Annotated in this window: 20 protein-coding genes; 11 read left to right on the forward strand and 9 right to left on the reverse strand. The window is 69.4% G+C overall.

The window, feature by feature from the left end:
* The first annotated feature begins 202 nt into the window (after positions 1-202).
* The 8 genes from TSO352_RS25900 (at position 203) to TSO352_RS25935 (ending at position 9684) form a co-directional block, all read left to right on the forward strand.
* Positions 203-1549 carry an AarF/UbiB family protein gene (locus tag TSO352_RS25900; RefSeq protein WP_109109992.1) on the forward strand — a complete coding sequence of 449 codons (1347 nt, stop codon included), beginning with the start codon at positions 203-205 and terminating at the stop codon, positions 1547-1549.
* Positions 1550-1750: 201 nt separating this feature from the next.
* Positions 1751-2779: a tRNA preQ1(34) S-adenosylmethionine ribosyltransferase-isomerase QueA gene (gene queA / locus TSO352_RS25905; RefSeq protein ID WP_109109993.1), complete on the forward strand. Its 1029-nt coding sequence runs from the start codon at positions 1751-1753 to the stop codon at positions 2777-2779.
* Positions 2776-4017: a tRNA guanosine(34) transglycosylase Tgt gene (gene tgt, locus TSO352_RS25910; RefSeq protein ID WP_109109994.1), complete on the forward strand. Its 1242-nt coding sequence runs from the start codon at positions 2776-2778 to the stop codon at positions 4015-4017. Before queA ends, tgt begins: the two co-directional genes overlap by 4 nt.
* On the forward strand, positions 4010-4474 hold the full coding sequence (queF, locus tag TSO352_RS25915; protein WP_109109995.1) for a preQ(1) synthase: 465 nt from the start codon (positions 4010-4012) through the stop codon (positions 4472-4474). The genes tgt and queF overlap by 8 nt, the downstream gene beginning before the upstream one ends.
* The gene (gene queG / locus TSO352_RS25920) at positions 4461-5546 is read left to right on the forward strand and encodes a tRNA epoxyqueuosine(34) reductase QueG (RefSeq protein ID WP_109109996.1); all 1086 of its coding nucleotides are present in this window, start codon (positions 4461-4463) and stop codon (positions 5544-5546) included. The genes queF and queG overlap by 14 nt, the downstream gene beginning before the upstream one ends.
* A gap of 84 nt (positions 5547-5630) precedes the next feature.
* The gene (locus tag TSO352_RS25925; protein ID WP_109109997.1) at positions 5631-5936 is read left to right on the forward strand and encodes a hypothetical protein; all 306 of its coding nucleotides are present in this window, start codon (positions 5631-5633) and stop codon (positions 5934-5936) included.
* 69 nt (positions 5937-6005) lie between these two features.
* The gene (locus TSO352_RS25930) at positions 6006-7166 is read left to right on the forward strand and encodes a GNAT family N-acetyltransferase (RefSeq protein ID WP_247872439.1); all 1161 of its coding nucleotides are present in this window, start codon (positions 6006-6008) and stop codon (positions 7164-7166) included.
* A gap of 115 nt (positions 7167-7281) precedes the next feature.
* Positions 7282-9684 carry a HAMP domain-containing methyl-accepting chemotaxis protein gene (locus TSO352_RS25935; protein WP_109110880.1) on the forward strand — a complete coding sequence of 801 codons (2403 nt, stop codon included), beginning with the start codon at positions 7282-7284 and terminating at the stop codon, positions 9682-9684.
* A gap of 46 nt (positions 9685-9730) precedes the next feature.
* Here TSO352_RS25935 and TSO352_RS25940 read toward each other — a convergent pair whose 3' ends face one another.
* Positions 9731-10207, reverse strand: coding sequence for a CYTH domain-containing protein (locus TSO352_RS25940; RefSeq protein ID WP_109109998.1), 477 nt, complete (start codon positions 10205-10207; stop codon positions 9731-9733).
* Positions 10208-10356: 149 nt separating this feature from the next.
* Here TSO352_RS25940 and TSO352_RS25945 point away from each other — a divergent pair, with 149 nt between their 5' ends.
* Complete coding sequence (locus TSO352_RS25945; RefSeq protein ID WP_109109999.1) at positions 10357-10617, forward strand: hypothetical protein; 261 nt, start codon at positions 10357-10359, stop codon at positions 10615-10617.
* Here the strand turns inward: TSO352_RS25945 and TSO352_RS25950 are convergent.
* Positions 10614-10769 (reverse strand): DUF3309 family protein, encoded by a 156-nt coding sequence (locus TSO352_RS25950; protein ID WP_109110000.1) that lies wholly within the window; start codon positions 10767-10769, stop codon positions 10614-10616. The two genes, TSO352_RS25945 and TSO352_RS25950, sit on opposite strands and share 4 nt — an antisense overlap.
* A 360-nt stretch (positions 10770-11129) precedes the next feature.
* On the opposite strand from TSO352_RS25950, the gene TSO352_RS25955 reads away from it, so the two are divergent.
* The gene (locus TSO352_RS25955) at positions 11130-11480 is read left to right on the forward strand and encodes a hypothetical protein (protein ID WP_109110001.1); all 351 of its coding nucleotides are present in this window, start codon (positions 11130-11132) and stop codon (positions 11478-11480) included.
* A gap of 18 nt (positions 11481-11498) precedes the next feature.
* On the opposite strand, the gene pssA is transcribed toward TSO352_RS25955, so the two are convergent.
* Together pssA and TSO352_RS25965 are read right to left on the reverse strand one after the other, a co-directional pair.
* Positions 11499-12395 (reverse strand): CDP-diacylglycerol--serine O-phosphatidyltransferase, encoded by an 897-nt coding sequence (gene pssA / locus TSO352_RS25960; RefSeq protein ID WP_109110002.1) that lies wholly within the window; start codon positions 12393-12395, stop codon positions 11499-11501.
* Positions 12392-13132 (reverse strand): phosphatidylserine decarboxylase, encoded by a 741-nt coding sequence (locus tag TSO352_RS25965; RefSeq protein ID WP_109110003.1) that lies wholly within the window; start codon positions 13130-13132, stop codon positions 12392-12394. The genes pssA and TSO352_RS25965 overlap by 4 nt, the downstream gene beginning before the upstream one ends.
* Positions 13133-13220: 88 nt before the next feature.
* Here TSO352_RS25965 and TSO352_RS25970 point away from each other — a divergent pair, with 88 nt between their 5' ends.
* Positions 13221-13679: a hypothetical protein gene (locus tag TSO352_RS25970; RefSeq protein WP_109110004.1), complete on the forward strand. Its 459-nt coding sequence runs from the start codon at positions 13221-13223 to the stop codon at positions 13677-13679.
* Between the two features lie 13 nt (positions 13680-13692).
* Here the strand turns inward: TSO352_RS25970 and TSO352_RS25975 are convergent, their stop codons facing one another.
* The 5 genes from TSO352_RS25975 to TSO352_RS25995 all read right to left on the reverse strand — a co-directional run bounded on the left by TSO352_RS25975 (position 13693) and on the right by TSO352_RS25995 (position 19082).
* Positions 13693-14133 carry a DUF29 domain-containing protein gene (locus tag TSO352_RS25975; RefSeq protein WP_109110005.1) on the reverse strand — a complete coding sequence of 147 codons (441 nt, stop codon included), beginning with the start codon at positions 14131-14133 and terminating at the stop codon, positions 13693-13695.
* A gap of 73 nt (positions 14134-14206) precedes the next feature.
* Positions 14207-15286 carry a BMP family ABC transporter substrate-binding protein gene (locus tag TSO352_RS25980; RefSeq protein WP_109110006.1) on the reverse strand — a complete coding sequence of 360 codons (1080 nt, stop codon included), beginning with the start codon at positions 15284-15286 and terminating at the stop codon, positions 14207-14209.
* A gap of 80 nt (positions 15287-15366) precedes the next feature.
* On the reverse strand, positions 15367-16296 hold the full coding sequence (locus tag TSO352_RS25985) for an ABC transporter permease (protein ID WP_109110007.1): 930 nt from the start codon (positions 16294-16296) through the stop codon (positions 15367-15369).
* Positions 16293-17369, reverse strand: coding sequence for an ABC transporter permease (locus tag TSO352_RS25990; protein WP_109110008.1), 1077 nt, complete (start codon positions 17367-17369; stop codon positions 16293-16295). Before TSO352_RS25990 ends, TSO352_RS25985 begins: the two co-directional genes overlap by 4 nt.
* A 135-nt stretch (positions 17370-17504) precedes the next feature.
* Positions 17505-19082, reverse strand: a complete 1578-nt coding sequence (locus TSO352_RS25995) for an ABC transporter ATP-binding protein (protein ID WP_109110009.1) — start codon at positions 19080-19082, stop codon at positions 17505-17507.
* Positions 19083-19309: the final 227 nt, after the last annotated feature.

Consider the following 19309-nt stretch of genomic DNA (forward strand, 5'->3'; position numbering starts at 1 on the left):
TTCTGCTTTGGTGGATCGGCATCCAAGAAACCCGCTCACTTCACCTCGGTGTCGATTACTGTAAGACAGAGCCTGCTCCCCTTTCCGGTGGCTGTCAAGAAAATCGCACATTGCGGTGCAGCACCCATCCGGACAGCCCCGGCGGCGCCATCCGGACAGGGGTGGGCTGGCCTTTTGCGGCAGGCGCACCACCTTGAGGGCTATGCCGGAACAGGATGAAAACACATGGGGCGGACGGGTCGCGCGGTACGCGCGGGTCGGCACCGCCGTAGGCGGATTGGCGGCGCGGCTGGCGGGCGAGCGCGTGCTGGGCATCCCCTTGCAACGCGACCGCCACGCGGCGGAGCTGCGCCTGGCGCTGGGCGGGCTGAAAGGGCCGCTGATGAAGGTGGCGCAACTGCTGTCCTCCATCCCCGACGCCCTGCCGCGGGAGTATGTGCAGGAGCTGTCGCAGTTGCAGGCCGACGCGCCGTCGATGGGCTGGCCCTTTGTCAAGCGGCGGATGGCGAGCGAGCTTGGCCCCAACTGGCAGGCGCGCTTCCAGACCTTCGAGCACACCGCCGCCGCCGCCGCCTCGCTGGGGCAGGTTCACCGCGCGGTCGGGCCGGACGGGCGGCGGCTGGCCTGCAAGCTGCAGTACCCGGACATGGCCTCGGCGGTGGAGGCCGACCTGCGGCAGCTCGGCCTGATCTTCGCGATCTTCGAGCGCACCGACAGCGCCATCTCCACCCGCCACATCCAGACCGAAATCGGCGCCCGCCTGCGCGAGGAGCTTGATTACGAACGCGAGGCGAAGCACGCCCGCCTCTACCACGGCATGCTGGCCGGCACCCCCGGCGTCCATGTGCCGGAGGTGGTGCCGGAGCTGTCGACCCGGCGGCTGTTGAGCATGGAATGGGTGGAGGGCCGCAAGATCCTGGAGTTCGTCGCCGAGCATCCCGAGGCGCGCGACGAGCTGGCGATGAACATGTTCCGCGCCTGGTACGTGCCCTTCTACAATTACGGCGTCATCCACGGCGACCCGCATCTGGGCAACTACACGGTCCGGCCCGACCGGTCGATCAACCTGCTGGATTTCGGCTGCATCCGCGTCTTCAAGCCCAGCTTCGTCAAGGGGGTGATCGACCTCTACAACGCACTGCGCACCGACAACCGCGAGCAGGCGGTGGAGGCCTACCGGACCTGGGGCTTCGCCAACCCGTCGAACGAGCTGGTCGACGTGCTGAACATCTGGGCGCGCTTCGTCTACGCCCCGATCATGGAGGACCGCAGCCGCCGGATCGAGGAAACCAACGGCGGCCATTACGGCCGCGAGACCGCCGGCAAGGTCCACGCCGAACTGCGCCGCGTCGGCGGCGTCGAGATCCCGCGCGAGTTCGTCTTCATGGACCGCGCGGCGGTGGGGCTCGGCTCGGTCTTCCTGCATCTGAAGGCGGAGCTGAACTGGTACCAGATGTTCCAGGGGCTGATCCGCGACTTCGACGTCGACGCGCTGGCCGCCCGGCAGAGCGCGGCGCTGGCGGCGCAGGGATTGCCGCCAGCGGAGTGAGGGTGTCGCTGAGGGGTGTCGGCTGGCGAATGCCCCCTCCCTAGCCCTCCCCCGCTCACGCGGGAGAGGGAACTCCGCCGCTCCGGCACTGAATCCCCTCTCCCGCCAAAGGCGGGGGAGGGTTAGGGAGGGGGCATGGCAGCTTCGCTCAGCCCAAACTCTTCCCATCCGCCCACCGTTCAGTCTATAGCTCCCCCCTCCATGAAGACCGCCGATTTCGACTTCGACCTGCCGCCCGACCGGATCGCCGAGCATCCCGTCCGGCCGCGTGACGCCGCCCGCCTGCTGGAGGTGGGCCAGCGGCTGCACGACCGCGTCGTCCGCGACCTGCCCGCCCTGTTGCAGCCGGGCGACCTGATGGTCGTCAACGACACGCGCGTCATTCCCGCCCGCCTCGACGGCCGGCGCGGCGAGGTCGCGGTCGAGATCACGCTGCACAAGCGTTTGGGCGAACGGGAATGGGCGACCTTCTCCAAGCCCGGCAAGCGGCTGAAGCCCGGCGACACCATCGTCATCGCGGATGATTTCAGCGCCGAGGTCACCGCCAAGGATGGCATGGAGGTGCGGTTGCGCTTCTCCGCCGGCGGGGCGGAGCTGATGGAAGCGCTGCACCGCCATGGCCGGATGCCGCTGCCGCCCTACATCCGCCGCAAATCGGACGCGGGCGACGACGCCGATTACCAGACCGTCTTCGCCGCGCGCGAGGGCGCCGTCGCCGCCCCCACCGCCGGGCTGCACTTTACGCCGGACCTGCTGGCGGCGCTCGACGCGCGTGGGGTGCGCCGTGCGCCGGTCACCCTGCATGTCGGCGCCGGCACCTTCCTGCCGGTGAAGGTCGACGACATCGCCGAGCACAAGATGCACAGCGAGTGGGGCGAGATCTCCGCGGAGACCGCCACCGCGGTGAACGAGACGCGGGCGGCCGGCGGCCGGATCGTCTCGGTCGGCACCACGGCGCTGCGCATCCTGGAGACGGCGGGGCGCGAGGACGGCACGTTGGTCCCCTTCAGCGGCGACACCGACATCTTCATCACCCCCGGCTACCGTTTCCGCATCGTCGACCTGCTGTGGACCAACTTCCACCTGCCGAAATCGACGCTGTTCATGCTGGTCTGCGCCTTCGCCGGCTATGACCGGATGCGGGCGGCCTACGCCCACGCCATCGACCAGAACTATCGCTTCTTCAGCTACGGCGACGCCTCGCTGCTGCACAGGACGGACCCATCATGACCGGCATCGGCTTTGACCTTCTGGCGACCGACGGACGGGCGCGGCGCGGCCGCGTGACCACTGCCCACGGTACCATCGAGACGCCGGCCTTCATGCCGGTCGGCACCGCGGCGACGGTCAAGGCGATGACCACCGACGCGGTCGCCGCCACCGGTGCGGAAATCCTGCTCGGCAACACCTACCACCTGATGCTGCGCCCGACGGCGGAGCGGGTGGCCCAGTTGGGCGGCCTGCACCGCTTCATGAACTGGAACAAGCCGATCCTGACCGACAGCGGCGGCTTCCAGGTGATGAGCCTGTCCGACCTGCGCACCATGTCGGAGGAAGGCGTCACCTTCAAATCGCACCTGGACGGCAGCCTCCACCACCTGACGCCGGAACGCTCGATCCAGATCCAGCACCTGCTGGACAGCAACATCACCATGTGCCTGGACGAGTGCACGCCCTTCCCGGCCACGGAAGCGCAGGCCGAATCCTCGATGCGCCTGTCGATGCGCTGGGCGCGGCACAGCAAGGACGCCTTCGTCGAGCGGCCCGGCTACGGCCTGTTCGGCATCGTCCAGGGCAGCGTCTATCCGGACCAGCGGGCGGAGAGCGTCGCCGCCCTGACCGACATCGGCTTCGACGGCTACGCCATCGGCGGGCTGGCGGTCGGCGAGGGCCAGGAGACGATGTTCACCGTGCTGGACTTCACCGAGCCGCTGATGGTCAAGGACCGCCCGCGCTACCTGATGGGCGTCGGCCGGCCGAGCGACCTGATCGGCGCGGTGCGGCGCGGCGTCGACATGTTCGACTGCGTGATGCCGACCCGCTCGGGCCGCACCGGACAGGCCTTCGTCCGCCGCGGCACCATCAACATCCGCAACGCCCGTCATGCCCATGACGAGCGCCCGCTCGACGCCGAATGCGGCTGCCCCGCTTGCCGCAGCTACAGCCGGGGCTATCTGCATCATCTGTTCAAGGCGGACGAGATGCTGGGGCCGATGCTGCTGACCTGGCACAACCTGCACTACTACCAGGACCTGATGCGGGAGATGCGGCAGGCCATCGCCGACGGGACCTTCGAGCAGGTCGCCGGCGCCATGGAGGCCCGGCTGACCGAAGGCGACATCGAGGCGACCGTGGACCCCATCGCAAAGCCCGGCAAGCCGCCGAAGCAGGGCCGTCCGCCGAAGGCGGACAAAAGCGATGATGCTCCCAAGGCGGAACCGGTGGCAGAGGAAAAGACCGATGACTGAGAACATCTACGCCGGCCTGACCCAGCTCGGCGGCTCCACCGTCCAGCCCAAGACGCCGGACGAGGCGGTGCTGGAGCGGGTGCCGAACCCGAACCCCGGCGATCTCTACTGCGTGCGCTTCACCGCGCCCGAGTTCACGTCGCTCTGCCCGATCACCGGCCAGCCGGACTTCGCCCACCTGATGATCGACTATGTGCCGGGCGACTGGCTGGTGGAGTCGAAGTCGCTGAAGCTGTTCCTGACCAGCTTCCGCAACCACGGCGCCTTCCACGAGGCCTGCACGGTCGGCATCGGCAAGCGTCTGGTCGCCGAGCTGTCGCCGGTGTGGCTGCGCATCGGCGGTTACTGGTACCCGCGCGGCGGCATTCCGATCGACGTCTTCTTCCAGACCGGCGAGCCGCCGAAGGGCGTGTGGATCCCGCCGCAGGACGTTCCGACCTACCGTGGCCGCGGCTAAGCCCGCCACCGTCCCGTCCGATCCGGCGCGGCTGCGGGACTCCATCCGCGACCGCGCGCTGGCGGCCGGCTTCGACGCGGTGGGCTTCGCCCCCGCCGCGCTGGGATCGGAGGCGCGCGAGCGTCTCGCCCGCTTCGTCGCCGAGGGCCGCCACGGCGACATGGGCTGGATGGCCGAGCGCAGCGACCAGCGCAGCCATCCCCAGTCGCTGTGGGACGAGGCGCGCACCGTCATCGCGCTCGGCACCAGCTACGCCCCGCACGACGACCCGCGCCGGCTGCTGGAGCATCCCGACCGCGGCATCGTCTCGGTCTACGCCCGCAACCGCGACTATCACGACCTGGTCAAGGGCCGGCTGAAGACGCTGGCGCAATGGCTGGCCCACCAGACCAAGGCGGGGGTGAAGGTGTTCGTCGACACCGCGCCGGTGATGGAAAAGCCGCTGGCGGCGCAGGCCGGGCTGGGCTGGCAGGGCAAGCACACCAATCTGGTGTCGCGCGACCATGGCTCCTGGCTGTTCCTGGGCGAGATCTACACGACGCTGGACCTGCCGCCCGACCCGCCGGGGCGCGACCGCTGCGGGTCCTGCGACCGCTGTCAGGCCGCCTGCCCGACCGCCGCCTTCCCGGCGCCCTACCAGCTCGACGCCCGGCGCTGCATCAGCTACCTGACGATCGAGCACAAGGGGCCGATCCCCGACGACCTCAAGCCGCTGATGGGCAACCGCATCTATGGCTGCGACGATTGTCTGGCCGCCTGCCCGTGGAACAAGTTCGCCCAGGCGACGCGCGAGCCCGCCTTCCTGCCGCGCGCCGAGCTGACGGCGCCGCGGCTGGCCGATCTGGCGCAACTGGACGATGCCGGCTTCCGGCAGGTGTTCAGCGGCTCCCCGATCAAGCGCGTCGGTCGCGACCGCTTCGTCCGCAACGTGTTGATCGCCATCGGCAACAGCGGCGACCCCGCCTTGCGCCCGGTGGCCGAGGCGCTGCGCGACGACCCCAGCGAGGTGGTGCGCGACGCGGCCGGGTGGGCGGCGGCACGGTTGAGCGGCGCGGCAAATGCACACGCCTGAGTGATCAGTCTTCCGGGTGATGCCGCCGCCCGCTTACCTTGTCGCCGCCCGCGCTGTTGCGCTATCATCCCTGCGGAGGCGTGCATGTCGAGCAATGCCGAAGTTCTGAGCGCGATCCTGGACCTCAAGACTCATTTCGACGGAAAGTTCGATCGGGTCGAGCAACGCCTCGACCGCGTGGAGCAGCGTCTTGATAAGGTCGAACTGCGCCTGGACGGAATGGACAAACGCCTTGACGGCATGGACAAGCGACTCGACGCCGTGCAGAACAGCATCCACGGCCAGGGCGAGCGCATCAGCCGGATGGAAGGCCGTCTGGACGAACAGTCGCGCATCCTCGCCGCCCTGATCCCGACCCGCGTCGCCGCCGTTCCGCCCGCCGCCGAATGACCGGAGGCGACCGTCCCGCCCCACCCCATCCCTCCGCCGCCTGACTGCGGTCCCGCCGATCCCGACGAGTTGGGCGCCATCGCCCGCTTGGCCCGGCTGGGCTTCGGCCTGTCGGGCGAGCTGTTCGAACGCTATGCCGCGCTGTTCGGAACGGACAGTGTCCGACGGCTGCGTATCCCGGCCGGCCGTGGCTCCACCCTTGCCGCCTGCGCGGCGCAGTGGACGATGAACCAGTGGTTCGGCGGCCGCCCGGTCCCGGTGCAGGCGATCGCCATGGTCGCCGTCGATCCGGCGCTGCGAGGCGCCGGGCACGGTTCGGCGCTGATGCGCGCGGTGCTGGACGAGGGGCGGCGGGCCGGGGCGGCGCTGTCGGTGCTCTGCCCCGCCACCCTGCCCTTCTACCGGAAACTCGGCTATGGCCGCGGCGGCGTCACCTGCCAATGGAGCGCGCCGCCCGCCGCCTTCTCCGGCATCGAGCCGGCGCTGGACGGCTCGCCCGACGACGATCTCCGTCCGGCCGACCCGCTCGACGCGGCACCGCTGGCGGCGCTCCGCCTCCCGCTGCTGGTCGAGGCCAACGGCCTGCCGGAACGGACGGAAGCGCTGTGGACGCTCGCCCTCTGTCCCGACGGCGAACCGGCCGAGCTGTACCGCGGGGCCGGCGGCTATTTCGCCTTCACGCCGCCGGTCGTCTCCGCGCTGAAGGACCGCCGGCTTGCCGTGGCCGATCAGGCCCTGTCGACGCCGGGATCGCTGCGGGCGGTGGCGCGCCTGCTGGCGGGGTACCGGGCCCAGGTCGACCGGGTGACGTGGCGCGGTGGCCCCGACGACCCGCTGGCGCTGCTGGCGGGCGACGGCAGCGTCATGCTGGACGGGAGGGAGGAGTGGCTGGTGCGCCTGCTGGACGTGCCAAGGGCGCTGAAATGCCGCGGCTATCCGGCGGGCCTGGACGCTTCCGCTACTTTTGAGCTGAATGATCCATTAATTTTCGACAATTGCGGGATATACCACCTTGAGGTTGCCCGGTCTCGCGTCAGCATCTACAAATCCGCGCAAGTCGCCGAGCCACCCGTCCAGATCGGAGTCAACGCCTTCGCCAGTCTGTTCACCGGACACGCAAGCGCTCGCGCCTTGTGGCGCGCCGGATTGCTTCATGGTGAAGAAAAGATGATCGACCGGTTGCAGCGCATATTTTGCGGCGCACCAGCCTGGATGCCCGACCGTTTCTGAAAATGAAGGGCGCATGACCTGAATCAAACCGGATGTTAACCCACCCGTGGTTCAATCACGCTCATCATAGGGAGTGGAACGCCGCCAGCAAGGCGACGTCATCGGGGAGTCATCCATGACGATCGGAACACGGATCGCGCTCGGTTTCGCCACCGTGCTGCTTCTGACGGTTGCCGTGGCATTCGTCGGCTGGAACAGCCTGAGCACCTACGCCGAGCGTGTCGACCTCGCGGCGCACACCGCCGAACTGGACGCCCGGCTGAAATCGGTCCGGCTGGAAGAGGCACGCTTCGTCACCGAACGCGATCCCAAGGCCGCGGCCAGCGTTCCCGGCATGCTCGACACCCTGAACGCCAAGGCGCAGGACATCCGCGCCGCCCTGACCGATGGCGAGGGCGTGCGGCTGGTGGGGGAAATCCAGTCGGGCATCGCCGGCTACCGCTCCGCCTTCGCGAATTTCGTCGCCCAGGACGCCGAGGCGCACGCCCGCACCGCCGGCATGGAAACCCGCGCCCGCGCCCTGCGCGAGATTGCCGAGAAAATTGGCGCCCAGCAATCGGAGCGCTACGACCTGAACATGGCCAGCCAGAAGGACGCCGACGCCGAACTCCGCCACAGCGTCGAGACGGCCGAGCGCGCCAACCGTGTGATCGAACGGGTGCTGGAGGCCCGCCGGCAGCAGAGCGAACTGCGGCGCAGCGGCGCCCCCGCCCTGGCCGACCAGATCGCGACCGCGCTGGACGAGCTGGTGCAAACCACCGACACCGTCGCCAAGGACCTGCTGGGCACCAACGACGAGGATCTGGCCGGCCGCATCGCCGCCGACGCCCACGCCTACCACGACGCCTTCCAGGCGATGCGGGCCGCCGGCGTGACCGCCATGACCGACGCCACCGAAACCGCGCTCGACAACGCCGCGCGCGGCGTTCAGGACCGCGCGGTCGAGCTTCAGCAGAATCAGGCGATGGTGACCGACGCCCTGCGCGAGGCCTCCAAATTCGCCCAGAGCGAGGTGACGGAGGCGGTGATGCTGCGCGGGCTGGCGATGCGGCTGGTGCAGAGCGCCCAGGCCGCCATGCTGGGCCAGCGCGACTTCCTGCTGACCGGCTCGCCGGAGGCCCAGGCCGCGGTCGCCGGCGCGATGAAGGACACGACGGACCTCGCCGACAAAGCCGGGGCGGTGCTGGTCGACCAGGACGGCCGCAAGCTGATCGCCGCGATCACCGACGCCGCCCGCGCCTTCGATTCCGAATTCGGCGCCCTGTCCGCCGCCGTCGCCCGGCAGCACGACGCCTCCACCGCGATGGGTCAGGCGGCGACGTCAGTCAGCGACCAGATCGGCCGGCTGGTCACCCTGCAGCGCGAAGACCGCGAAGCGGGCCGCGCCAGCGCCGGCATGGTGATCGCCGTCGGCGCGGCCGTCGCCCTGCTGCTGGGCGCGCTGATGGCCTGGATCATCGACCGCGCCATCACCCACCCGCTGCACGCGATGACCGGCGCCATGAGCCGGCTGGCCGAAGGCGACCTGTCGATCGACATCCCCGGCGGCGACCGCAAGGACGAGCTGCGCAACATGGCCGAGGCGATGACCATCTTCAAGGACAACGCCCTGGAGATGCGCCGGATGGAGCGCGAGCGGGAGGAGATGCGCGTCCAGATCGACGCCGACCGCCGCCGCACCATGAACGAGTTCGCCAACGGCTTCGAACAGGCGGTGTCGGGCGTGGTGACCTCGCTGACCGAGTCGGCCAACTCGCTCGGCCGCGACGCGCAGGAGATGTCGTCCGACGCCGCGCTGACCACCGCCAAGTCGACCGCCGTCGCCACCGCCTCGCAGCAGGCGACCGCCAACGTGCAGACCGTCGCCGCCGCGGCGGAAGAGCTGTCGGCCTCCATCGCCGAGATCTCGCGGCAGCTCAACAACAGCTCGGCCACCGCGTCGGGCGCCGCCCACAAGGCGGTGCAGACCAACAGCATCGTCGAGGGGCTGTCGCACGCCGCCGAACGGATCGGTCAGGTCGTTGGCCTGATCGGCGAGATCGCCGAGCAGACCAACCTGCTGGCGCTGAACGCCACCATCGAGGCGGCGCGCGCCGGAGAGGCCGGAAAAGGCTTCGCCGTGGTGGCGACCGAGGTGAAGAACCTCGCCGGCCAGACCGCCAAGGCGACCGAGGAGATCTCGACCCAGGTCGCCGAGATGCAGACCGCCACCACCAGCGCGGTCGAGGCGATCCGCACCATTTCCGACGCGGTGACCAGCATCAGCGGCACCGTGACCGAGATCGCCCAGGAGATGGAGCAGCAGGGCAGCGCCACCCGCGAGATCGCGCACAACGTCCAGCAGGCGGCCGAAGGCACCCAGCAGGTCATGCGCAACATCGCCGAGGTGACCAGCGCCGCGACCAAGACCGGCGGCGCCGCCGACGCCGTGCTGGATGCCAGCCGCACCCTGGCCGGTCAGGCCGACCGCCTGCGCGGCGAGGTGCAGGGATTCCTGGACAAGGTGCGGACCGCCTGAGGGGGGAGGAAAAGCGGCGGCTTCGGCCGCCGCGGCCCCGCCGGCTCTACGCCGCCGCCGACCAGCCGCGGATCGGCGCGCGCGACAGGGCCGAGTTGCCGTAGGCCCGCAGCGTGGTGACCTCGGCGCCGATCCAGTCGGGCAGCGGCACCGTCTGGTCGGGGTCGTCCAATTCGACCTCGGCGATGACCAGCCCGGCGTTTGCGCCGTGGAACACGTCGATTTCCCAGCACAGACCGTCCTGGCAATGACGGTAGCGGGTCTTCTCGATCACCCGTCCGGCGCAGACGTGGCGCAAAAGCGTCTGGGCGACGTCGATCGACAGGGGGTGCTCCACCTCTTCGCGGCTGGCACCCTGTTTCCGCGTCTTGATGGTGAGGGTGGCGCGGCCGGCCGCGATGCGGACCCGGACCGTGTCGCTGCCGTCGTTCGGCAGATAGCCCTGGAGGATGCGGACACCGTCCCGATACAGGTGCCGGATATCCTTGCGCACGAGGAAGCGCCGCTCGATTTCCAGTGCCATGGCCGGGCCCTTCGGACGAACTCGTCCAAAACCCTAGCCGAAGGGATCGGCCCCTTCAACCGGCGGGACCCTGTGTGCAGTGCAACGGAGCCACCGCAGGGCGCGACGTTCGGTCGCAAAGCCGGGCGATGGGATGCTATCCTGCGGGGATGGACGACACCCTTTCCGCCCTGGCCCCCTGGCTCATCCTGTTCGCCCTGTATGGGCTGCCGCTGCTGCATGTCGCGCTGTCGCGGCGCGGCGGCGGCTGGCGACCGCCGGCCGGTTCGCGCTGCCCCTTCGGGCCGCGCGCCGGCTGGCTGGTGATGGTGCTGATGCTGGGGCCGGTCGGATGGCTGATGTTCGCGCTCCGCCGGCCCCGCAGCGCATGCCCTGCGCCCCCGGCGGGCCGCGGGAACCGGGCGGACTAGATCCGGCCCATCAGCAGCAGCACGATCACGACGATCAGCAGCACGCCCATGATGCCGCTGGGACCATAGCCCCAGCTGCGGCTGTGCGGCCACGCCGGAACGGCACCGAGCAGCAGCAGAATAAGGATGATGAGCAAAATCGTGCCGAGCATGGCCTTCTCCCTGTTTGCCGATCCCGCCGCGATGGGCGAGCGCAGACCGGAACGGGAATCGCCGGGCTTTGTTCCTGCCCGGCGCGAAGGTGACCGCCGGCCGCCAGGATGGGAAGAGCGCACGATTTCGGCACCCCCCGAACGGCGCCGGCTCGTCCTTTTGCGCCGCAGCGCCGCGAAGCCGCTGTGCCCGGCGCGGGTTACAGGCGGGTTGACGCCCCGCCCGACAGACCGTAGGCTTGAGCCCATGATCACGCACGGGCTCAACGGCATTCTGCGAATTAGCGGCCCGGTTCTCCTTTGAGAGCCGGGGATTTCGCTCGTCCATTCCGCAGAACCGTTTGAAAGCCTGATCACGTCATGCCCAACACCGTGAAGACCGTCGCCGCCTCCGCATCGGACGCGCGCGCCACCGCGCCCGGCCGCCGGGTTTCCTTTTCCCTGGTTGCCGACGCCGACCCGGGCACCCTGCCCCGCGTGCTGGAGCTGGTGGCCAAGCGTGGGCTGGTGCCGCTGGCGCTGCACAGCCGCCGGACCGGCGACGCGCTGGCCATCGTCCTGGAGGTCGCCGACCTTGCCCAGGGCGAAACCGACCACATCGGGCGCTGCCTGGGGCAAATCCCGATGGTGGCCGCCGTCACCGTGACGGAACTCGCCGCGACCGCGCCGCTCGCCGAGCCGGCGGAGCGGGAGCTGGTCGCGGCGGAGTAAAGGTCCGGCCGTCGCCGTTCAGTTCGACTTCGGGGCGCCGTCGACCGGGACGCCGCCGGCCACCGCCTCGTTCCCCGGCTGGGGTTCGACGATCTCGGTGCGCATCAGTTCCGCGGCGCGTTGCAGCTTGCGGAACTGCGCAACCGAGAACGGCAGGGTGATGAGATAGGCGATCTCCACCAGCGACAGCGTCCACCAGGGCAGGCTGACGAGCATCGCGGCGAGCAGGCCGACTCCGGCCAGCGCCGGCACCACCCAATGGGCCGGCACCCGGGCGCCCTTGAAGGAGAAGGTCGGCAGCGTGCTGACCATCAGCCCGCCGACCAGGAAGGTCCACGGCACGATCAGCACCGCGTGGCCGGTGAGCTGCGGCCCGACCTCGAAGCCCAGGATCATCGGCAGCAGCACAAGCCCGGCCCCGGCCGGCGCCGGCACCCCGGTGAAGTAGTTGTAGGCCCAGGGCGGCAGGTCGACCACGCCGAGTCGCGAGTTGAAGCGGGCCAGCCGCAGCGCGCAGCACACCGCATAGGCCATGGCGGCGATCCAGCCCACGCTGCCCGCGCCGTTCAACCCCCACAGATACATCATGAAGGCCGGGGCGACGCCGAAGCTGATGGCGTCGGACAGGCTGTCCAGTTCCGCCCCGAACTTGCTCTGCCCGTTCAGCAGCCGGGCGATGCGACCGTCCAGCGCGTCGAGGATGGCGGCGATGAGGATCGCGATCACCGCCGGCTCCCACCGCCCCAGCATGGCGAACCGGATCGCCGTCAGTCCGGAGCACAGCGCCAGCACCGTCAGCACGTTCGGCAGCAGGTGGTTGATCGACAACCCCTTCAGCCGCGGGTGCGGACGGCGCGGGCGGCGGACCTTGCCCGGACGGAAGATCGGCTGCCGGAAAACGGGCGGGCGCTTCATCGCCGCACATCCCCCTGCCGCTGCGGCTCGGCCCCGTTCAGGTCGGCGAGGATCGTCTCGCCGCCGATGGCGGTCTGGCCGACGCACACCAGCGGGGCGACGCCGTCGGGCAGGTAGATGTCGGTGCGGCTGCCGAAGCGGATCAGGCCGAAGCGCTCGCCCGCCTTCACCTCCTGCCCCGCCTTGGTCCACCACAGGATGCGGCGCGCCACCAGCCCGGCGATCTGGACATAGGCGATCTCGCGCCCGTCGGGCAGGCGCTGGCGGAAGGCCATGCGCTCATTCTCGTCGCTGGCCTTGTCCAGGGCGGCGTTGACGAAGGTCCCCTTGTGGTATTCCGCCGCCAGGATGGTGCCGTCCGCCGGCACGCGGTTGACGTGGACGTTGAAGACGTTGAGGAACACGCTGATCCGGGTCAGCGGCTGCTCGCCCATGCCCAGTTCCTTCGGCGGCACCGCCGGGACGATCATGGTGACGCGCCCGTCGGCCGGGCTGACCAGCAGGCCGGGCCGGGTCGGCGTCACCCGGTCGGGATCGCGGAAGAAGTAGGCGCACCACAGGGTCAGCACCAGCCCGAGCCAGCCGAGCGGCGTCCAGACGGCCAGACCAAGGATCAGGGAGACCACGGCGAATCCGGCGATGAAGGGCCAGCCGGCACGGTGGATGGGGACGACGACGGTATCGATGGCGGACATCGCCTGCTTTCTTTGCTTTTTCTGCCGAATGCGAACAGCCATTCTAGACGGCCGTTCCGAGCCTTTACAGAATTTTAGCAGCGAAGGGCCATGCTGACCGTCCGTCGTCCCTGAAGCCGAGCGCACCGCCTTGTCCGTTCCCGATCTGAACACCATTCAATCGCTGGCCGTGGTTCCGGACGGCGCCCTTCCGATCACACCCGATTCGATCGTGATGACGCCGGAAGGCGTGCTGGGCATCGCCAAGCCGCCGAAGCCGTGCAAGCTGACCTTCATGGCCGACGGCCTGCCCTTCAACATCGCCGTCCGGCACGAGGGCGACGGGTCGGTCTGCCAGATCTGGGCCGACCTCGGCCATGTGCCCTACACGGCGCAGGCACCGGAACGCCGCCGCGCCCTGCTGGCGGTGCTGCGCGGGATCGAGGGGCTGCCGAACGTCCGCTTCATCGTCCAGGGCGGCCAGAAGATCATCCTGTTCTCGGAAATCACCTTGGAACACCACGCCTCGCCCGAGGATCTGTTCCATCAGACCATCCTGGTCCTGCAGGAGGCCCGCCCCTTCCTGCGCCTGCTCGCCGAGTATCTGTAGGCACGGACGGCGTTCAGGCGTCGGGCCAGAACGACTCGCTCATCATTTCGGCGAAGCTCCAGGGGCACTGGGCGGGAAATGCAGCCTCGTCGAATCCGGTTTCGGCGGCGGCGTCGCGTCGCGCCAAACGGTAGGCGTCGGCAACGGCCTCCCCCAGCCTGGATTTCAGGCTCGGATTGTCGCGCAGATGGGTGTCGAGTTCGTCGCGCGCGTTGGCAATGGACAAGCGCCAGGAATTCCCACGCCGCGACGGTTGATGCTCCCACTTCAGCAGATGATGAAGGAGCACACGAAGCCGGCTGACCAACTCCCGCTTCTCGGTCTTGCCCATGCTCTCGATCTCCTCGGCGATATGCTCGATGTCGGCCGCATCGAGCTTGCCGGCCCGCAGGAGGGCCGCCTGTTCGTTCGCCCAGGCGTAGAAGTCGCGGTCGTAAAGGCTGCTGCCATCCATCGCCCACCTCCACCACAGCGCCGTGGCGCGGGTCGGGCCGGAGACACTCCCCGGCCCGCCCACCCGGCGGTCCTTACTTCGGAACCTTGCCCTGCACGCCCTCGACGTACCAGTCCATCTTCAGGATCTGTTCGTCGGTGGCGGTCTTGCCTTCCGGAATCACCACCTTGCCGGCCTGGTCCTTGACCGGGCCCTGGAAGGAGTGGCGCTTGCCGGAGATGATGTCGGCCTTGATCTGGTCGGCCAGCTTGATGACGTCCGCCGGGATCGCCGGGTTGTAGGGCGCCAGTTCGACCATGCCGGTGCTCATGCCGCCCCAGGTGTCGATCGGCTTCCAGCTGCCGTCCAGCACCGCCTTGACGCGGTCGACGTAATAGCCGTTCCAGTCCTCGACGATCGCGGTCAGGTGCGACTTCGGACCGAAGCGGGTCATGTCCGACGACTGGCCGACCGACCACAGCCCACGCTCCTGCGCGGTCTGGATCGGGGCCGGGCTGTCGGTGTGCTGGACGATAATGTCGGCACCCTGGTCGGCCAGAGCCTTGGCGGCCTCGGCTTCCTTGCCGGGGTCGTACCAGCTGTTGACCCAGACGACGCGGACCTCGGCCTTCGGGTTCTGCTCGCGCAGCGCGATGGTGAAGGCGTTGATGCCGCTGACCACCTCGGGAATCGGGTAGGAGCCGATGTAGCCGATGATGTTCGACTTGGTCATCTTGCCGGCGATGGCGCCGACCACGGTACGCGCCTCGTAGAAGCGGCCCGAATAGGTGGCGACGTTCTCGGCGCGCTTGTAGCCGGTGGCGTGCTCGAACTTCACCTCGGGGTGGCGCTTGGCCACCTTCAGCGTCGGGTTCATGAAACCGAAGGAGGTGGTGAAGATCAGCTTGTGGCCGCTGGCCGCCAGCTGCTCGATCACGCGCTCGGCGTCGGCGCCTTCCGGCACATTCTCGACGAAGGTGGTGGTGACCTTGTCGCCCAGCGCCTTCTCGACGGCCAGACGGCCCTGGTCGTGCTGGTAGCTGTAGCCGTGGTCGCTGATCGGGCCGACATAGACGAAGCCGACCTTCAGCTTGTCCTGGGCGTGGGCCGGACCGGCTCCCACGCTCAGCGCGACCGCGGCGGCGCCGGCCAGACCCAGCAGCGTCTTGCCCATCGTCCTTCTGTTCACGGCGGAACTCCTTGCTCTTCGGTGTCTTTTGATAGGAGGGTTTGTTTCGGTTTCAGAACGACGCGTCAAGCATCGGGATGAAACAGTTTTCCCAGACAGGCCGGCGCGTTCAGGCGGATGCGGGCGACGTCCCGCGAGATCATCACCAGGACCAAGACGGTAGCCAGATACGGCAGCATCGACAAGAGCTGCGACGGCACGTCGATTCCCATGCCCTGCACGTGCAGTTGCAGGATGGTGACGCCGCCGAACAGCCAGGCGCCCAGCATGACGCGCACCGGCTTCCAGGTGGCGAAGACGACCAGCGCCAGCGCGATCCAGCCGCGGCCCGAGGTCATGTTCTCCGCCCACATCGGCGTGTAGTCCATCGACAGGAAGGCGCCGCCCAACCCGGCCATGGCGCCGCCGAACATCACCGCCAGGAAGCGGATGCGCAGCACCTTGTAGCCCAGCGCGTGGGCCGCGGTGTGGTTCTCGCCCACCGCGCGCAGGACCAGCCCGGCGCGGCTGCGGTAGAGGAACAGATGGACCAGCGGCACCGCGGCGATCGCCAGATAGACCATGACGTCCTGGCCGAACAGCGCCTGCCCCACCACCGGCAGGTCGCTCAGGCCGGGGATGTTCAGCTTGGGCAGCCCTTCCAGCGGGATGCCGACGAAGCCCTGGCCGATCAGCGCCGACAGCCCGACGCCGAACAGCGTCAGCGCCAGCCCGGTTGCCACCTGGTTGGCCAGCAGGAACAGGGTCAGCACGGCGAACAGCGACCCGGTCGCCGCCCCGGCCAGCGCCGCCACGACGAAGCCGGCGGTGGCGCTGCCGGTCTGGACCGTCACGGCAAAGCCGCAGACGGCGCCGACCAGCATCATGCCCTCCACCCCCAGGTTGAGGACGCCCGACTTTTCCACCACCAGTTCGCCGAGCGCGGCGAACAGCAGCGGCGTCGCCGCCGCGAACATGGCGGCGAGGATCGAGCCGACCACGGCGAAATCGCTCATGCCACCACCCTCCGCGCCCCGAAGCGGATCCGGTAGCGGATCAGCACGTCGCTCGCCAGCAGGAAGAACAGCAGCATGCCCTGGAACACTCCGGTGATGGCCTTGGGCAGGCCCATGGCGATCTGCGCCGCCTCGCCGCCGATGAAGGACAGCGCCATCAGCAGCGCCGCCAGCAGGATGCCGACCGGGTGCAGCCGGCCGAGGAAGGCGACGATGATCGCGGTGTAGCCGTAGCCGGGCGAGATGCTGGGGGTGATCTGGCCGATCGGGCCGGCGACCTCGCCCATACCGGCGATGCCGGCCAGCGCGCCCGACAGCAGCAGCGCCAGCCAGACGATGCGCTTCTGGTCGAAGCCGGCGTAGCCGGCGGCGGCCGGGGTCAGGCCGATGACCTTGATCTGGAAGCCGACGAAGGTCCGCGCGATCAGCAGCCAGCCGCCGGCCACCGCCAGCAGCGCGAACAGCCCGCCGAGATGGACGCGGGTGCCGGCCCACAGGATCGGCATGACCGCGTCCGACTCGAACAGCCGCGATTCGGGAAAGGCGAAGCCGTCGGGGTCGCGGAACGGCCCATGGACCAGATAGTTCAGCAGCAGCAGCGCGACGTAGTTCAGCATCAGGCTGGTCAGGATCTCGCTGGCGTTGAAGCGCAGCCGCAGCCACGCCGGCACCGCCGCCCAGGCCGCGCCGCCGATCGCCCCGCCGATCACCATCAGCGGCAGCAGCCACCAGCCGCCGTCGCCGTAGAAGGCCAGCGCCAGCCCGCCGCCGGTGATGGCGCCCATGGTCAGCTGCCCTTCGGCGCCGATGTTCCAGACGTTGGCGCGGAAGCCAATGGCCAGCCCGACGGCGCACAGCACCAGCGGCGTCGCCTTGACGATCAGCTCGCCGATGCCGCGCTGGGTGGTGATCGGCGCGATGAAGAAGGCGTGGAGCGCCTTCAGCGGGTCGAATCCCATGGCCAGGAACAGGATGAAGCCGCTGAGCAGGGTCAGCGCCACCGCCAGCAGCGGCGTGGCGTAGACCATGGTCTTCGACGCCTGCCCGCGCGGTTCGAGACGGAGGAGGCTCATGCGGCGTCTCCATACACCCCTTCTCCCCCCTGGGGAGAAGGTTGGGATGAGGGGGGTCGGCGCAGCCGACGACGTCCGGCGGGTGCATCCCCCTCACCCTGCCCTCTCCCCAGGGGGGAGAGGGGAAGAACGATGTCACACCGCACGCACAATCTCCCCGTCTTCGTCCGGCGGCGTGCTGAACAGGCCGCCCATCAGCAAGCCGATGCGTTCCACCGTGGTCTCGTGCGTCGGCCGGCTGTCGGACAGGCGGCCGTGGAACAGCACGGAGATGCGGTCGCTCAGCACGAACAGCTCGTCGAGGTCCTGGCTGATGACCAGCACCGCGGCGCCCGAGCGGGCCAGCGCGATCAGCGCCTTGTGGATCGCCGCCGCCGCCCCGGCGTCGACGCCCCAGGTCGGCTGGCCGACGACCAGCAGTTGGGGTCGTTGCAGGATCTCGCGGCCGATGATGAATTTCTGCAGGTTGCCGCCCGACAGCGACCGCGCCTCCGCCCGGTGGCCGTGGGCGACGACGTTGAAGCCCTTGATGATCGTCTCGGCGTAGGCGCGGGCGCGGCCGAAATGGACCATGCCGCCGCGCACCAGCGGTTCACGGGCGTAGCCCGACAGCAGCGCGTTCTCCGACAGGCTGAGTTCCGGCACGGCGCCGCGGCCCAGCCGCTCCTCCGGCACGAAGGCGAGGCCGAGCGCGCGCCGCGCCCGCGGCCCCAGCAGCCCGGCCGCCACCCCTTCGATGACGACGGAGTTGGCGTCGGCGACCAGCACCTCGCCGCTCAGCGCCGCCATCAGCTCGGCCTGGCCGTTGCCGGCGACGCCGGCGATGCCCAGGATCTCGCCCGCCCGCACCTCGAACGACACGTCCTTCAGGTTGGTGGCGAACGGGTTGTCGGAGGTCGTGGACAGGTGGCGCACCGTCAGCCGCGCCTTCCCCGATTCGATCTGCGGCGGCCGTTCCGGCATCGCCAGCTCGGCGCCCATCATCATCTCGGCCAGACCGCGCGCGGTTTCCTGCCGCGGGTCGCAGGCCCCCACCACCTTGCCGGCCCGCAGCACGGTGGCCCGGCTGCACAGCGCGCGGATCTCCTCCAGCTTGTGCGAGATGTAGAGGATGGTGCAGCCCTCCGCCGCCAGCCGGCGCAGGGTTTCGAACAGCTTCGTCGCCTCCTGCGGGGTCAGGACCGAGGTCGGCTCGTCCATGATCAGCAGCTTGGGGTCCTGCAACAGGCAGCGCACGATCTCCACCCGCTGCCGCTCGCCCACCGACAGGTGGAAGACGTGGCGGTCGGGGTCGAGCGCCAGCCCGTAGCGTTCCGACACCGTGCGGATGCGCGTCGCCAGCGCATCCATCGGGCCGGCGTTGTCCAGGCCCAGCGCGATGTTCTCGGTCACCGTCAGCGTGTCGAACAGCGAGAAATGCTGGAACACCATGCCGATGCCCAGCCGACGGGCGCCGGCGGGGTCCGGCACCACCGTCTCGCGCCCCTGCCACAGCAGCGTGCCGCCGTCGGGGTGCAGCACCCCGTAGATCATCTTGACCAGGGTCGACTTGCCGGCGCCGTTCTCGCCCAGCAGCGCGTGGATCTCGCCCGGCTGAAGGACGAGATCGACATGGTCGTTGGCGAGGCAGCCGGGGAATCGCTTGGTGATGCCGCGCAACTCCAGTCGGGGAAGCGCGGCCTCCAGGGGGGGGGTCTCGGCGTGCGAATGCAAGGAGGAGCAATCCGGAAAAAGGTCAAACCTTCATGGCATTGCCAAAGCCGTGCCACCGCTACCAACAGAGTAATCCGCCGTAGCCACCGCCCGTCAACAGCCGATCCTCTGCCTAACCGGAATGCGTTTGCCGTTTTGGTCATCAGGCCCGGCCGACACCCCCCGCAACGCAGACCACCGCAGCGCAGCAGGCCCTTGCCAGCCGGGCCGATCCGCCCAACACTTTC

Source organism: Azospirillum sp. TSO35-2 (genome assembly GCF_003116095.1).
GTDB lineage: Bacteria > Pseudomonadota > Alphaproteobacteria > Azospirillales > Azospirillaceae > Azospirillum.

Bases quoted from the DNA above. Each gene is read 5' to 3' on its own strand.
- TSO352_RS25900 (WP_109109992.1), top strand. From the start codon at position 203: ATGCCGGAACAGGATGAAAACACATGGGGCGGACGGGTCGCGCGGTAC.
- queA (WP_109109993.1), top strand. From the start codon at position 1,751: ATGAAGACCGCCGATTTCGACTTCGACCTGCCGCCCGACCGGATCGCC.
- tgt (WP_109109994.1), top strand. From the start codon at position 2,776: ATGACCGGCATCGGCTTTGACCTTCTGGCGACCGACGGACGGGCGCGG.
- queF (WP_109109995.1), top strand. From the start codon at position 4,010: ATGACTGAGAACATCTACGCCGGCCTGACCCAGCTCGGCGGCTCCACC.
- TSO352_RS25925 (WP_109109997.1), top strand. From the start codon at position 5,631: ATGTCGAGCAATGCCGAAGTTCTGAGCGCGATCCTGGACCTCAAGACT.
- TSO352_RS25935 (WP_109110880.1), top strand. From the start codon at position 7,282: ATGACGATCGGAACACGGATCGCGCTCGGTTTCGCCACCGTGCTGCTT.
- TSO352_RS25940 (WP_109109998.1), bottom strand. From the start codon at position 10,207: ATGGCACTGGAAATCGAGCGGCGCTTCCTCGTGCGCAAGGATATCCGG.
- TSO352_RS25945 (WP_109109999.1), top strand. From the start codon at position 10,357: ATGGACGACACCCTTTCCGCCCTGGCCCCCTGGCTCATCCTGTTCGCC.
- TSO352_RS25950 (WP_109110000.1), bottom strand. From the start codon at position 10,769: ATGCTCGGCACGATTTTGCTCATCATCCTTATTCTGCTGCTGCTCGGT.
- TSO352_RS25955 (WP_109110001.1), top strand. From the start codon at position 11,130: ATGCCCAACACCGTGAAGACCGTCGCCGCCTCCGCATCGGACGCGCGC.
- pssA (WP_109110002.1), bottom strand. From the start codon at position 12,395: ATGAAGCGCCCGCCCGTTTTCCGGCAGCCGATCTTCCGTCCGGGCAAG.
- TSO352_RS25965 (WP_109110003.1), bottom strand. From the start codon at position 13,132: ATGGCTGTTCGCATTCGGCAGAAAAAGCAAAGAAAGCAGGCGATGTCC.
- TSO352_RS25975 (WP_109110005.1), bottom strand. From the start codon at position 14,133: ATGGATGGCAGCAGCCTTTACGACCGCGACTTCTACGCCTGGGCGAAC.
- TSO352_RS25980 (WP_109110006.1), bottom strand. From the start codon at position 15,286: ATGGGCAAGACGCTGCTGGGTCTGGCCGGCGCCGCCGCGGTCGCGCTG.
- TSO352_RS25985 (WP_109110007.1), bottom strand. From the start codon at position 16,296: ATGAGCGATTTCGCCGTGGTCGGCTCGATCCTCGCCGCCATGTTCGCG.
- TSO352_RS25990 (WP_109110008.1), bottom strand. From the start codon at position 17,369: ATGAGCCTCCTCCGTCTCGAACCGCGCGGGCAGGCGTCGAAGACCATG.